A 13836-nucleotide genomic window follows, 5' to 3' on the forward strand; every position below is an offset into this window, starting at 1 on the left:
CGGCGCTGCATTTTCCGCAAGATTGCCCGCCTGCAAATCGCTACACTGCGCCCATGTCGCGTGCCGGATGCACGCATGTGTCAACAGATCAGCGGGATGCGGGAGATAGGCGTGCTCAAGAAACTGGGAATCAAAGGTCGCGTGCTGTTGCTGACCTTGTTGCCGACCAGCCTGATGGCGCTGGTGCTGGGTGGCTATTTCACCTGGACGCAGCAGACCGACCTGCACAGCCAATTGATGCAGCGCGGCGAAATGATCGCCGAGCAACTGGCGCCGCTGGTGGCGCCGGCGATGGGTCACGGCGACGCCGATCTGCTTGAACGCATCGCCACCCAGTCCCTTGAACAACCCGACGTGCGCGCGGTGACCTTCCTCGCGGCGGACCGCTCGCCACTGGCCCACGCCGGCCCGACCATGCTCAATCAGGCACCAAGCGGCGACAGCGCGCTGTTGCAAAGACGCAGCGGCAATGACGCGACGCGCTACCTGATGCCGGTGTTCGGCAAGCACCGCAACCTCGCCGGTGAAATCATTCCCGAAGAATCCGAACGCCTGCTCGGCTGGGTCGAGCTGGAGCTGTCGCACAACGGCATGTTGCTGCGCGGCTATCGCAGCCTGTTCGCCAGCCTGCTGCTGATCGCCGCCGGACTTGCCGGCGCCGCCCTCCTCGCGTTGCGCATGGGCCGCACCATCAACCGTCCGCTGAGCCAGATCAAACAGGCAGTCGCCCAACTCAAGGACGGTCATCTGGAAACCCGCTTGCCGCCGCTCGGCAGCCAGGAGCTGGACGAACTGGCCTCGGGCATCAACCGCATGGCCGGCACCCTGCAGAATGCTCGCGAAGAATTGCAGCACAGCGTCGATCAGGCCACCGAAGACGTGCGGCAGAATCTGGAAACCATCGAGATCCAGAACATCGAACTGGACCTGGCGCGCAAAGAAGCGTTGGAAGCCAGCCGGATCAAATCCGAATTCCTCGCCAACATGAGCCACGAGATCCGCACGCCGCTGAACGGCATTCTCGGTTTCACTCACCTGTTGCAGAAAAGCGAACTGACCCCGCGCCAGCTCGACTATCTGGGCACCATCGAAAAGTCTGCCGACAGCCTGTTGGGAATCATCAACGAGATTCTCGACTTCTCGAAGATCGAGGCCGGCAAACTGGTGCTCGATCACATTCCGTTCAACCTGCGCGACCTGCTGCAAGACACCCTGACCATTCTCGCCCCGGCCGCGCACGCCAAGCAGCTCGAGCTGGTCAGCCTGGTCTATCGCGACACGCCGCTGTCGCTGGTCGGCGATCCGCTGCGCCTGAAGCAGATTCTCACCAATCTGGTCAGCAACGCGATCAAGTTCACCCGCGAAGGCACCATCGTCGCCCGGGCGATGCTCGAAGACGAACACGAAGACAGCGTGCAACTGCGCATCAGCATTCAGGACACCGGCATCGGCCTGTCGAATCAGGATGTGCGCGCGCTGTTTCAGGCTTTCAGTCAGGCCGACAATTCGCTGTCGCGCCAACCCGGCGGCACCGGGCTGGGGCTGGTGATTTCCAAGCGCCTGATCGAGCAGATGGGCGGCGAGATCGGCGTCGACAGCACGCCGGGCGAGGGCTCGGAATTCTGGATCAGCCTGAGCCTGCCCAAGACTCGCGACGACGCCGAAGACCTGCCCGCCGCGCCATTGCTCGGACGCCGCGTGGCGGTGCTGGAAAATCACGAACTGGCGCGTCAGGCCTTGCAACATCAGTTGGAAGACTGCGGACTGCAAGTTACGCCGTTCAATACCCTGGAAAGCCTGAGCAATGGCGTTACCGGCGCGCATCAGACCGATCAGGCGATCGATCTGGCGGTGATCGGCATCACCAGCAACGACATGCTCCCGGAACGCTTGAACCAGCACATCTGGGACCTTGAACATCTGGGCTGCAAAGTGCTGGTGCTGTGCCCGACCACCGAACAGACGCTGTTTCATCTGTCGGTGCCCAACCCGCACAGCCAGCTTCAGGCCAAACCGGCGTGTACGCGCAAGCTGCGCCGGGCGTTGTCCGATCTGGTCAATCCGCGCCAGACCCGCAGCGAACCGGGCGAGCCGCTGTCCAGCCGTGCGCCGCGCGTGCTGTGTGTCGACGACAACCCGGCCAATCTGTTGCTGGTGCAGACCCTGCTCGAAGACATGGGCGCCCGCGTGCTCGCGGTCGAAAGCGGTTACGCGGCCGTCAAAGCCGTGCAGAGCGAATCTTTCGATCTGGTACTGATGGACGTGCAGATGCCGGGCATGGACGGTCGCCAGACCACTGAAACCATTCGCCAGTGGGAAAGCGAGCGGCATTGCACGCCGCTGCCGATCGTCGCCCTCACGGCCCACGCCATGGCCAACGAAAAACGCGCGCTGCTGCAAAGCGGCATGGACGACTACCTGACCAAACCGATCAGCGAGCGGCAGCTGGCGCAGGTGGTGTTGAAGTGGACCGGACTGGCCCTGCGCAATCAGGCGCCGGAGCGCAGCGGCGACAGCGCGGCGAGTCAGCAGGAATTGCCGGTGCTTGATCACGAAGAAGGCTTGCGCCTGGCGGCGGGCAAAGCGGATCTGGCGGCAGACATGCTCGCCATGCTGCTGGCCTCGCTGGAAGCCGACCGCGAAGCGATTCGCGCCGCGCGGGACAGCCACGACCAGAATGCCCTGCTTGAACGCGTGCACCGTTTGCACGGCGCCACCCGTTATTGCGGCGTGCCGCAACTGCGCGCCGCCTGCCAGCGCAGCGAAACCCTGCTCAAGCAGGACGATCCGAAAGCCGCCGCCGCGCTGGATGAACTGGAGCGCTCGATCAATCGACTCGCAGCGCAGGCGCGCATCAGCGCCTGATCCACGGCAAGGCGCTGCACGCGCAAAGCGCTACAGTTGTCGCGGGCCATTGCGGCCCGCGTCGATGTTCCAGGAGGATTCATGCGCACAATCTTTTTCAGCAGTCAGACCTACGATCGCGACAGCTTTCTCGGCGCCGACTGCCCGGCCGGGCTCGAATTGCATTTTCAAGCGGCGCGACTGAGCCTCGATACGGCGGCGTTGGCCGAGCAGCACGAAGTGGTCTGCGCGTTCATCAATGACGACCTCAGCGCACCGGTGCTCGAACGCCTCGCTGCTGGCGGTACGCGGCTGATTGCCCTGCGTTCGGCCGGTTACAACCATGTCGACCTGCCGGCGGCGAAACGCCTTGGCCTGGCCGTGGTTCGTGTGCCGGCCTACTCGCCGCACGCCGTGGCCGAGCATGCGGTGGCGCTGATCCTCGCCCTCAATCGTCGCTTGCATCGCGCCTACAACCGCACCCGCGAAGGCGATTTCAGCCTGCATGGCCTGACCGGTTTCGATCTGGTCGGCAAAACCGTCGGCATCGTCGGCACCGGGCAGATTGGTGCGACCTTCGCGAAAATCATGCACGGCTTCGGCTGTGAATTGCTGGCCTGCGATCCGTATCCCAATCCCGAGGTGCTGGCGTTGGGCGCACGTTATCTGAGCCTGCCGGAGTTGCTCGCGCAGTCGCGGATCATCAGTCTGCATTGCCCGCTCAACGAGCAGAGCAAGCACCTGATCAATCGCGATTCACTGGCGCACATGCAGGCGGGGGCGATGCTGATCAACACCGGGCGTGGCGGGCTGGTGGACACGCCGGCGCTGATCGACGCGCTGAAGGACGGCCAACTCGGTTATCTGGGGCTGGATGTTTACGAGGAAGAGGCGCAGCTGTTTTTCGAGGATCGCTCCGATCTGCCGTTGCAGGACGATGTGCTGGCGCGTCTGCTGACGTTTCCCAACGTGATCATCACCGCGCATCAGGCGTTTCTGACCCGCGAAGCATTGGGCTCGATTGCCGCGACCACCCTGCACAACATCGCGACCTGGGCGGCAGGTGCGCCGCAGAACCAGGTCGAGGGTTGAACCGTTTTACTTGGACAGCGAAGACGCCAGGATCAGCAAGCCCAGCCAGCCGAAACCGAGCAGGCGCTGCTTGCTCGAATGGCCGTTGCGCAGCAGGAACCAGACAAAAAACGCCGGTAGCAGAAACACCATGATTTTCAGCCAGCCCTCCAACGGGCGGCTGCCATCGGCGTTGAGCGGTTGCTGCTCCTCGCGGGCCTGTTCTGCGGCCTGCTGACGACGGCGACGCCCTGCTGCTGCCGGCATCACTTTGGGTAAAGGCTCGGACACTGGCGGCGCAACCGCCTCGGGCACTGCGTTGTTGCGTGGCAGGCTGCCGAAGGAAATCGTCGCGGCTTGCACCGGTGCCGCCGTCGATTGCGCCTGCATGGCGGCGTGCTCGGCCATCGGCGCGCCGCAGTGAATGCACACCAGCGCTTCGGAACTGATGCTCCGCTTGCATTCATAACATTCGATCAGCGCCATGTTCCGTTCCTTCAGATTCGGGGGCCGGCAGTTTGCCATGACTGTCGCTGCATTTGAACCGGATCGAAGGTCGCACGCGTGCATCATTCTGTAATCGAGCCCGTGCTAGCATGTCGCGCATATTTGGAGGACCCATGGTCGAACACGATTTCCGCTACACCCTGATGAACCCGCAACACACCCTCACCGAATGCCGCGCCCTCGTTCCGGGCCGCTATCAGGTGACCGGCAACGGTGGCTCGATCCGCATCGGCGACGCCCTGTTGGTCACCCTCAAAGGCAGCAAGGATTTGTCCATGCGCCTGACCGTCGACACGGTCCGCCACTTGATCAATCCGCCAGGCCAATGGACCGCGATGACCACAGGCCCGGTGTTCGGCGAACTGGCCATTCACACCTGGCAGGTCAACTGCGATAGCTGCGCGAAAGAGCTGAGTTTCGAGTTCGCCGTGGATGCCAAACTCGGCAAGACCGCCGAGAAACCCGCCGCCACCGCGCGCATCGCCGAGCTCGGCTGGAAAGCCGTCGGCGACAAGCACCTGTGCCCGAAATGCCAGGAGCCTGCATGATGAAACGCCTCGCCCTGACCGCACTGATCGGTGTCGGCCTGGCTGGTTGCGCCGCAGAGCCGGTGCAACTGCAGCACAACCGCAGCTACATTCTGGAATGGATCGGCGAGCGACCACTGATGGATTACAGCCATCTGACCGTGACCCTCGGCGATGACGGCCGCGCCTACGGCAACGGCGGCTGCAACCATTGGTTCGCACCCTACACGCAGGACGGCGACAAGCTGAGCTTCGGCAAGATCGGCAAGACCCGCAAGCTCTGCGCCCCGGCGCTGATGGAGCAGGAACAACGCTTCTTGCAGGCGCTGGAAAAAGTCGAGCGCTGGGACATTTCGCCAATCGAGCAGATACGCTTCTGGCCGGCTGAAGGCAAACCGTTGCGCTGGTGGCTCGAAGAGGGCTAAGCCCCTTCTGTGCCCACAGGGGTTACCCGTGGCGAGGGGATTCATCCCCGTTGGGTCGCGAAGCGGCCCCCCTGCGCAGTTCCAGGCGAACTGCAAATTCAGGGCTGCTACGCAGCCCAACGGGGATGAATCCCCTCGCCACAGGTTACTTGTTCCGCAACGCCTCCAGCTTCGCCATTACCCCCGCCGCCGTCTGCTCGCCCAGCAACTGCTCACGCACTTTGCCCTTGTCATCAACGATGAAGGTCACCGGCAGCGCCTCACTGCGCGGCAGGTCGAACAGCTCGGCCGGATCCTGCGCCAGCACGGTGAACTTGATGCCGAGTTTTTCGCTTGCCTCTTTCAGCTCCGCGCCCTGCACGTTGTCGAAATTGACCCCGAACACCCCGACGTTCTTGCTCTTGAGCTCATCAGCCAAATGATTCAGCTCGGGAATTTCCGTGCGGCACGGGCCACACCATTCGGCCCAGTAATTGAGCACCACCCACTGCTTGTCCAGACGTTCGGACGCTACCTTCTGGCCGTTCTGGTCGATGCCGTAATCATTACCGCAGCCCCCCAGCATCAACGCCCCGATTATCGTCAATGCCGCTGCCAATCGCCGTGTCATGTCGTGTTCCTTGTGAAAATTCGAAAGCGCCTGCGACCCATCGCCTCTGACGGTTCTGGATTGCGCGCCGCACAGTTAGAATAGCCGCCACTTTACGCCAGAAGCGACCCGCCATGACCGATCTGACGCTTTATCACAATCCGCGCTGCTCGAAATCCCGCGGCGCGCTGGAACTGCTCGAAGCCCGCGGCTTGCATCCGAATGTCGTGCGCTACCTGGAAACGCCGCTCAGCGCCGCGCAGATCAAGGCCCTGCTCGGCAAGCTCGGGATCAGCGCGCGACAGCTGCTGCGCAGCGGTGAAGAGGAATACAAAACCCTGAATCTGGCCGACGCCAGCCTCAGCGAGCAGCAGCTGATCGACGCCATCGCCACGCACCCGAAACTCATGGAGCGGCCGATTCTTGAAGCAGGCGACAAAGCCGTCATCGGTCGCCCACCGGAAAACGTGCTGGAGTTGTTGCCATGAGCACGCCGTACATTCTGGTTCTCTACTACAGCCGCAACGGTTCGACCAACGAGATGGCCCGGCAAATCGCCCGTGGCATCGAGCAGGCTGGAATGGAAGCGCGTCTGCGCACAGTGCCGGCGATTTCCACCGAGTGCGAAGCGGTGGCGGCGGAGATTCCCGCTGAAGGCGCGCTCTACGCCAGCCTCGATGATCTGAAGAACTGCGCCGGCCTCGCCTTGGGCAGTCCGACGCGTTTCGGCAACATGGCCGCGCCGCTCAAGTACTTCCTCGACGGCACCAGCAACCTCTGGCTGACCGGCGCGCTGGTCGGCAAACCGGCCGGCGTGTTCACCTCCACCGCCAGCCTGCACGGCGGTCAGGAAACCACGCTGTTGTCGATGATGTTGCCGCTGTTGCATCACGGCATGTTGATCACCGGCCTGCCCTACAGCGAATCGGCCCTGCTCGAAACCGAAGGTGGCGGCACGCCTTACGGGGCCAGCCATCACGCCGGTGCCGACGGCAAGAACGGTCTTGATCAGCACGAAGTGGCGCTGTGTCGCGCACTTGGTCTGCGCCTGGCGAAAACCGCACAGAAGCTGGTGGGCTGATGGCGAAGAAGCCGAAAGTCCTGCCCTCGATAGAGTGGCTTGAGCCACGGGTGAAGGCGATGCGCGTGCTCAGCCTGCTGAGCTTCTTCGCCCTCGCCGGTTTGCTGGCGGCTTATTACCTGCTGTTCGCCGATCTGCATGGCGCGCGGCCTTGGGTGATTCTGCTGGTCGAGCTGATCCCGTGGCTGGTCCTCGCCCCGGCGATGATCATGGGCAGCGCCCGTGGCCATTCGTGGATGTGTTTTGTGGTGAACCTGTACTTCATCAAAGGCGCCCTGGCGGCGTACGACCCCAACCGGCAGCTGTTCGGCCTGCTGGAAATGGCCGCGAGCCTGGCGGTGTTCTGCTCGGCGCTGCTGTATGTGCGCTGGCGCTATCAGTTGAATCGCAAATTGGCTGGCGAAGGCGAAGTCTCCGTCGCCTGACCAACCGCTTTCGCGAGCAGGCTCGCTCCCAAATGATCGTTCCCACGCTCCGCGTGGGAATGCATCCCGTGACGCTCTGCGTCACAGTGGACGCGGAGCGTCCATGGCGGCATTCCCACGCGGAGCATGGGAACGATCGGATTGACTCAATGGTTGACGGTATAGGCGAGCATCATCGAAATCTGGCTCATCGGCCGTCCGCCGCTCTGTTCGTGCCACTGGTTGAACGCGTTCTGCACCGTCGCCAGATCGCGCTGGCTGGTCGGCACTTTGTCGACGATCTTCTGCGCATTAAGCGCCGCGACCACGTCGTAGCTCGGCACGAACGTGTCCTTGCCGACCATGCGCAAAAAGCGTGGCGCCGACAGCCCGCCGAGTTGGTGGCCGTGCTTTTTCAGATAGGTCCACAGACCGACGATATCGGTCACCGGCCAGTCGGCGATCAGCGCGCCGAAGCTGCCCTTGTCCTTTTCCACATCGAGAATGAACTGCGCATTGCGCGGCACACTTTTCAGCTTGCCCAGATGGCGGATGATCCGCGCATCCTGCATCAGCCGCTCAAGGTGCTCGGCGCTCATCAGCACGACTTTTTCCGGATCGAACTTGAAGAACACTTCTTCGAACGCCGGCCACTTGGCGTCGACCAGGCTGTGCTTGAGCCCGGCGCGAAAAACCCGCAAGGCCATGGTCGAGAGATAGCGGTCATCGCGGATCTTGCGCAGTTGCGCGGGGGTCTTGGGAACGGGCAGATGGGCTTCCAGTTCAGCCGCCGAACCAAAACGGTTCAGACAGTATTCGTGCAGCCACTTGTAATCGCGCATGCCCTCTCCTGAGGTTTGGAAATGAATAACCCATGCAGAAGCTGTCCCCTCAACCACAGGGCCTGCTTCTACAGGTTGTGTTTACAGATTGACGACATTGACGAAACGCGAAGCCGCGGTTTCGTCGATCTTCAGGCTGGTGAAATCGAACAGGTTGCGGTCGGCCAGTTGCGACGGCACCACGTTCTGCAGGCTGCGGAAAATCGACTCGGTACGGCCCGGGGTCTTGCGGTCCCAGTCCTGGAGCATTTCCTTGACCACCTGGCGCTGCAGGTTTTCCTGCGAGCCGCAGAGGTTGCACGGGATGATCGGGAATTGCTTGAGGTCCGAGTAGGCCTGAATGTCCTTCTCGTTGCAGTACGCCAGCGGGCGAATCACCACGTTGCGGCCATCGTCGGCGCGCAGCTTCGGCGGCATCGCTTTCAGGGTGCCGTTGAAGAACATGTTGAGGAAGAACGTTTCGACGATGTCGTCGCGGTGATGACCGAGGGCCATTTTCGTCGCGCCGATTTCGTCAGCGAAGGTGTACAGCGTGCCGCGACGCAAACGCGAGCACAGCGAACAGGTGGTCTTGCCTTCCGGCACCAGTTCCTTGACCACCGAGTAAGTGTCCTTCTCGACGATGTGGTACTCGATGCCCAGTTCTTTCAGATAGGCCGGCAGCACGTGCTCAGGAAAGCCCGGCTGTTTCTGGTCCATGTTCACCGCGACGATGTCGAACTTGATCGGTGCAACCTTCTGCAGGTGCATCAGCACGTCGAGCATGGTGTAGCTGTCCTTGCCCCCGGACAGGCAGACCATGACCTTGTCGCCATCTTCGATCATGTTGAAATCGGCGACCGCTTCGCCGGCCAGGCGGCGCAGGCGCTTTTGCAGTTTGTTCTGGTTGACCGTAAGAGTGCCCATGACGCGAAATCCGTGAGGTGTGACGAAAGGCCGGCATTTTACGCAAAAACCCTGGTAGCGCGAAGCATCTGTGGCGAGGGGATTTATCCCCGCTGGGTTGCGAAGCAGCCCCAAAACCTGAGAACTCGTATTGCCTGACACTGCGCGGTGTATGGCTTGGCGACTGCTGCGCAGCCGAACGGGGATAAATCCCCTCGCCACAAAAGTGTTTCAACCCCAAAAATGCCTTCCCAGCAAGACCCCGAGGCGATTACCTGCAATGTTTACAGCGCGATTTGCTCTAAGCCCGGCATACCGGTGCGTTGGAGTCCTTTCTATACTGCGACATAAGGTCGCACACATCTGAAGACCTGTATTTGCTCGGCCATCTTGGCCCGTAGGCGCTCCGTTGGGGGGCGATGGCAATGACAAGAGGAGTGAATGGCATGATCCATCACGTAGTGGGACTGTTTACCCACCCCGATCAGGAATGGAAGGAGATCCGTGGCGACCAAGAGGAAAGCATCAGCCACATGTACCTGACGCACACGCTGATTCTGGCGGCGATCCCCGCTGTCTCGGCGTTCATTGGCACGACCCAGGTCGGTTGGGTGATCGGCAATCGCGCGCCGGTGATGCTGACGTTCGAAAGCGCCTTGTGGATGACCATCATGTCGTACCTGGCGATGCTCGGCGGGGTCGCGGTGATGGGCGCCTTCGTGCACTGGATGGCGCGCACCTATGATGCCAATCCAAGCCTGGCCCGTTGCGTGGCATTCGCCACTTACACGGCGACACCGTTGTTCGTCGGCGGTCTGGCGGCGCTGTATCCGCACATGTGGCTGGGGATGATCGTCGGTACGGCGGCCATCTGCTACACGGTGTATCTGTTGTATGTCGGTCTGCCGACGTTCATGAATATCCCTTCGGATGAAGGTTTTCTGTTTTCCAGCTCGGTGCTCGCGGTTGGGCTGGTGGTGCTGGTGGCGATCATGGCGTTCACTGTGATTGTCTGGGGCCTGGGTGTCGGGCCGGTCTATACCAACTGACCTGTTTCCTCCCTGAGAAAAACAACATCTGCCAATACAGGCCGCCGCAAGGCGGCCTTCTCGTTGGGGCGACGACCATTCGGCAGGTCGGCGATTCGCAAGTCGCCGGGGTTGCGGCATACTCGGCGTCTCTGGAGATCCATCAAGCATGCCCGAGCAACTCACTACCCGCGTCGAAGATTGTTACCAACTCGCTGAATCCTTTTTCAAACGTTCCTTCAAACGCCCCGTGGTCAGTCTCAAGCTGCGCGGGCAGAAAGCCGGTGTCGCGCATCTGCACGAGAACCTGCTGCGCTTCAACCCGCAGCTGTACCGGGAAAACACCGAACACTTCCTCAAGCAGACCGTGGCCCACGAAGTCGCCCACCTGATCGCTCATCAACTGTTCGGCGACCGCATCCAGCCCCATGGCGAGGAGTGGCAACTGATCATGCGCGGCGTCTACGAACTGCCACCGGATCGCTGCCACACCTATGAAATCAAGCGGCGCAGCGTGACCCGCTATATCTACAAATGCCCGTGCCCCGACAGTGATTTCCCGTTTACCGCCCAGCGCCATGGCCTGGTGCGGCAAGGGCGGCGGTATTTATGCCGGCGTTGCCGCAGTACGCTGGTGTTCAGTGGTGAAATGCGGGTGGAATGACAGTTTTGTAGAGTATCGGCGGGCCCCTTCGCGAGCAGGCTCGCTCCCACAGGGGAATGCATTTCAATGTGGGAGCGAGCCTGCTCGCGAAGGCGGCGGCATGAGCGCTACAGAATCACCCTGGCCGAACGCAACTCGGCGATCCGCTCAGCACTCAACCCTAACTCCCCCAACACCTCGTCCGTATGCTGCCCCAACCCCGCGCCAACATGCCTTGGCTCCGGCAACGCCTCAGAAAATTTCAACGGACAGGCCATCTGCGCCTGCGTCGTACCATCGCCGCGCGGCACCTGGGTCACCAGCTCCCGCGCCTGTAACTGCGGATGGCGCAACGCCTCGCCCAGACTCAGTACCGGCTCGACACAGGCATCGACCCCGGCGAACAATTCACACAGTTCTGCAAAATCGTGCCGCTCGAATTCGATGCGCAACGCCTCTTTCAAGGCTTGTTGTTGCTCGGGCCTGGGCGACAACCCTTGCGCCGCCAGCTCCGGCCGGCCCAGCGCCGTGCACAATTGCTGCATGAAGGCCGGCTCCAGACTGCCCACCGACATCCAGCGCCCATCCCGGGTGCGGTAATAGTCATAGAAACTGCCGCCGTTGAGCATCTGATCTTCGCGGCCCGGTTCCGCGCCGCAGGCCAGATAGCCAGCGCCGGCCATGGCGTTCAGGCTGAACGCGCAGTCGGTCATGCTCACATCCAGATGGGTGCCCTGCCCGGTTTGCTGACGGGCAATCACCGCTGCCAGCAAGCCGATCACGCCGTGTAGCGAGCCGCCCGCCACGTCTGCCACCTGCATGCCCAGCGGCAACGGCCCGCTGTCGGCGCGTCCGGTGTAACTGGCGAGTCCCGCCAGCGCCAGATAATTGATGTCATGCCCGGCGCGCTCCTTGTACGGCCCGCTCTGGCCGTAACCGCTGATCGACACATAAATCAGCTTTGGATTGATCGCTTTCAACGCTTCATAACCCAGGCCCAGACGCTCCATCACCCCGGGGCGAAACTGCTCGAGGACGATGTCGTACTCGCCCAGCAGTTGCTTGATGATCTGCAGCGCTTCGGGCTGTTTCAGGTCCAGCGCCAGACTGCGCTTGTTGCGGTTCAGATAAGCGTGGCTGGCCGAGACCCCGCCATCATGCGGCGGCAGCACCCGCAGCAGATCCATACGCGTCGGCGATTCGATGCGCAGCACCTCGGCGCCCATGTCCGCCAGCAGCAACGAGGCGAACGGCCCCGGCAGCAAGGTCGAGAAATCGAGAATCTTCAGTGAGGCCAGCGGTGCAGACATGGGTGAACTCCTTGGGCGATGTACTCAGCCTAGGCAGCCATTGCCGATGCGGCAATCACCGCAAATGTCAGCAGGTGTGACCGTTGCGCTCAAATTCCGGGCAAGAAAAAACCCGCCGAAGCGGGTTTTTCTGTGCAAGCGATGCTTACTTCACATTGCTCGGGGTTGGGCCTTCAGCCACACCCAGGTCGTCTTCTTCACGCTCATCGGAGATACCGCGACCGCCGGAAGCCAGCTCGGTCTGCAGTTGATCGGTGTCCAGCTCCTTGACCCACTTGGCCACGACGATGGTCGCTACCGCGTTACCGACCAGGTTGGTCAGTGCGCGGGCTTCGGACATGAAGCGGTCGATACCGAGGATCAGCGCCAGACCGGCAACCGGCAGGTGACCTACGGCCGACAGCGTCGCGGCCAGAACGATGAAGCCCGAACCGGTCACACCTGCCGCGCCTTTGGAGGACAGCAGCAGCACCAGCAGCAGAGTGATCTGGTGGGTGATGTCCATGTGCGTATCAGTCGCCTGAGCGATGAACACGGCGGCCATGGTCAGGTAGATCGAAGTACCGTCGAGGTTGAACGAGTAACCGGTCGGGATCACCAGACCCACGACGGATTTCTTCGCGCCCAGACGCTCCATCTTGATCAGCATGCGTGGCAGTGCCGATTCCGACGAGGACGTACCCAGTACGATCAACAGCTCTTCACGGATGTAGCGCACCAGTTTGAACACGCTGAAACCGTGAGCCCGGCAGATCGCACCCAGCACCAGCACGACGAACAGGACGCAGGTGATGTAGAAGCAGATCATCAACTGGCCCAGTTGCACCAGCGAGCCGACACCGTAGGCACCGATGGTGAACGCCATGGCACCGAACGCACCCAGTGGCGCCAGTTTCATGATCATGTTGATGATGTTGAACATCACGTGGGCGAAGCGATCGATCATGTCCAGCAGCGGACGGCCGTACGAGCCGAGGCGATGCAGGGCGTAGCCGAAGATCACCGAGAACATCAGCACTTGCAGGATGTCACCGGTGGCGAACGCGCCGACGATGGTGTTCGGGATCACATTGAGGAGGAAACCGACAATGCTCTGGTCTTTACTGGCCGTCACGTAGGTGGCGATTTTCGAGGCGTCCAGGGTGGTGACGTCGATGTGCATGCCGGCGCCCGGTTGCACAACGTTGACCACGACCAGACCGATCAGCAGGGCAATGGTCGAAACGATTTCGAAGTACAGCAGCGCGTAGCCGCCGGTCTTGCCTACCGACTTCATGTTCTGCATGCCGGCGATGCCGCTGACAACAGTACAGAAGATGATCGGGGCGATGACCATTTTGATCAGCTTGATGAAGCCGTCACCCAGTGGCTTGAGGGCCACACCGGTCTGCGGATAGAAGTGACCGAGCAGGATGCCGATGGCGATGGCAACGATCACCTGGAAATACAGGGATTTGTACAGTGGCTGACGAGTCGTCATTGCAGGTTTCCTCAAGCGTCCAGCGGCAACATCCATCTGTCGAGCGCCGAACCTTAATTGCGAACCCTCCTGCACTGGAGGGATTTGTTGTTGGAACGGCATCCTCCCGGGCGGAAGAAGTGCACGCTTCTGTGGCTTGTATCGCAAACGTCGTGCCAGATTGGTGCAAATGGCAGCAAGCCTTTTGATATCAGGGCCTG

15 protein-coding genes are annotated in these 13836 nt (G+C 61.6%); 9 read left to right on the top strand and 6 right to left on the bottom strand.

The window, feature by feature from the left end:
- The first annotated feature begins 111 nt into the window (after positions 1-111).
- Together FEE99_RS25005 and FEE99_RS25010 are read left to right on the top strand one after the other, a co-directional pair.
- On the top strand, positions 112-2865 hold the full coding sequence (locus FEE99_RS25005; RefSeq protein WP_143979118.1) for a response regulator: 2754 nt from the start codon (positions 112-114) through the stop codon (positions 2863-2865).
- Positions 2866-2946: 81 nt separating this feature from the next.
- Positions 2947-3936 (top strand): 2-hydroxyacid dehydrogenase, encoded by a 990-nt coding sequence (locus FEE99_RS25010; protein WP_041479580.1) that lies wholly within the window; start codon positions 2947-2949, stop codon positions 3934-3936.
- A 6-nt stretch (positions 3937-3942) separates the two neighbouring features.
- On the opposite strand, the gene FEE99_RS25015 is transcribed toward FEE99_RS25010, so the two are convergent.
- Positions 3943-4401, bottom strand: coding sequence for a hypothetical protein (locus tag FEE99_RS25015; protein ID WP_041479579.1), 459 nt, complete (start codon positions 4399-4401; stop codon positions 3943-3945).
- A 134-nt stretch (positions 4402-4535) separates the two neighbouring features.
- Here FEE99_RS25015 and FEE99_RS25020 point away from each other — a divergent pair, with 134 nt between their 5' ends.
- On the top strand, positions 4536-4970 hold the full coding sequence (locus tag FEE99_RS25020; protein ID WP_039757838.1) for a hypothetical protein: 435 nt from the start codon (positions 4536-4538) through the stop codon (positions 4968-4970).
- Positions 4970-5374, top strand: coding sequence for an META domain-containing protein (locus FEE99_RS25025; protein ID WP_041479578.1), 405 nt, complete (start codon positions 4970-4972; stop codon positions 5372-5374). Before FEE99_RS25020 ends, FEE99_RS25025 begins: the two co-directional genes overlap by 1 nt.
- A 145-nt stretch (positions 5375-5519) precedes the next feature.
- Here FEE99_RS25025 and FEE99_RS25030 read toward each other — a convergent pair whose 3' ends face one another.
- On the bottom strand, positions 5520-5984 hold the full coding sequence (locus FEE99_RS25030) for a TlpA disulfide reductase family protein (RefSeq protein WP_041479577.1): 465 nt from the start codon (positions 5982-5984) through the stop codon (positions 5520-5522).
- Between the two features lie 113 nt (positions 5985-6097).
- Between FEE99_RS25030 and arsC the strand changes: the two genes are divergently transcribed.
- The 3 genes from arsC to FEE99_RS25045 are packed head-to-tail and all read left to right on the top strand — an operon-like array spanning position 6098 to position 7469.
- A complete protein-coding gene (gene arsC, locus FEE99_RS25035; protein WP_041479576.1) occupies positions 6098-6451 on the top strand; it encodes an arsenate reductase (glutaredoxin) in 354 nt (117 codons plus the stop codon).
- Complete coding sequence (wrbA, locus tag FEE99_RS25040) at positions 6448-7044, top strand: NAD(P)H:quinone oxidoreductase (protein WP_041479575.1); 597 nt, start codon at positions 6448-6450, stop codon at positions 7042-7044. Before arsC ends, wrbA begins: the two co-directional genes overlap by 4 nt.
- Positions 7044-7469 carry a DUF2069 domain-containing protein gene (locus FEE99_RS25045; RefSeq protein WP_041479574.1) on the top strand — a complete coding sequence of 142 codons (426 nt, stop codon included), beginning with the start codon at positions 7044-7046 and terminating at the stop codon, positions 7467-7469. Before wrbA ends, FEE99_RS25045 begins: the two co-directional genes overlap by 1 nt.
- 146 nt (positions 7470-7615) lie before the next feature.
- Here FEE99_RS25045 and FEE99_RS25050 read toward each other — a convergent pair whose 3' ends face one another.
- The gene (locus FEE99_RS25050) at positions 7616-8290 is read right to left on the bottom strand and encodes a DNA-3-methyladenine glycosylase I (RefSeq protein ID WP_016773632.1); all 675 of its coding nucleotides are present in this window, start codon (positions 8288-8290) and stop codon (positions 7616-7618) included.
- An 81-nt stretch (positions 8291-8371) separates the two neighbouring features.
- Positions 8372-9196 carry a tRNA 2-thiocytidine(32) synthetase TtcA gene (ttcA, locus tag FEE99_RS25055; protein ID WP_024013975.1) on the bottom strand — a complete coding sequence of 275 codons (825 nt, stop codon included), beginning with the start codon at positions 9194-9196 and terminating at the stop codon, positions 8372-8374.
- A gap of 425 nt (positions 9197-9621) precedes the next feature.
- On the opposite strand from ttcA, the gene FEE99_RS25060 reads away from it, so the two are divergent.
- Both FEE99_RS25060 and FEE99_RS25065 read left to right on the top strand, forming a co-directional pair.
- On the top strand, positions 9622-10224 hold the full coding sequence (locus tag FEE99_RS25060; RefSeq protein WP_016773629.1) for a Yip1 family protein: 603 nt from the start codon (positions 9622-9624) through the stop codon (positions 10222-10224).
- 148 nt (positions 10225-10372) lie between these two features.
- A complete protein-coding gene (locus FEE99_RS25065; protein WP_041479573.1) occupies positions 10373-10867 on the top strand; it encodes a SprT family zinc-dependent metalloprotease in 495 nt (164 codons plus the stop codon).
- Positions 10868-10974: 107 nt separating this feature from the next.
- Here the strand turns inward: FEE99_RS25065 and FEE99_RS25070 are convergent, their stop codons facing one another.
- Positions 10975-12156: a CaiB/BaiF CoA transferase family protein gene (locus tag FEE99_RS25070; RefSeq protein ID WP_041479572.1), complete on the bottom strand. Its 1182-nt coding sequence runs from the start codon at positions 12154-12156 to the stop codon at positions 10975-10977.
- Between the two features lie 145 nt (positions 12157-12301).
- Positions 12302-13636 carry a dicarboxylate/amino acid:cation symporter gene (locus FEE99_RS25075; protein WP_024013978.1) on the bottom strand — a complete coding sequence of 445 codons (1335 nt, stop codon included), beginning with the start codon at positions 13634-13636 and terminating at the stop codon, positions 12302-12304.
- Between the last annotated feature and the right edge of the window lie 200 nt (positions 13637-13836).

Origin of the sequence: Pseudomonas sp. ef1 (assembly GCF_007293365.2) — a bacterium.
GTDB classification, from domain to species: domain Bacteria; phylum Pseudomonadota; class Gammaproteobacteria; order Pseudomonadales; family Pseudomonadaceae; genus Aquipseudomonas; species Aquipseudomonas siliginis.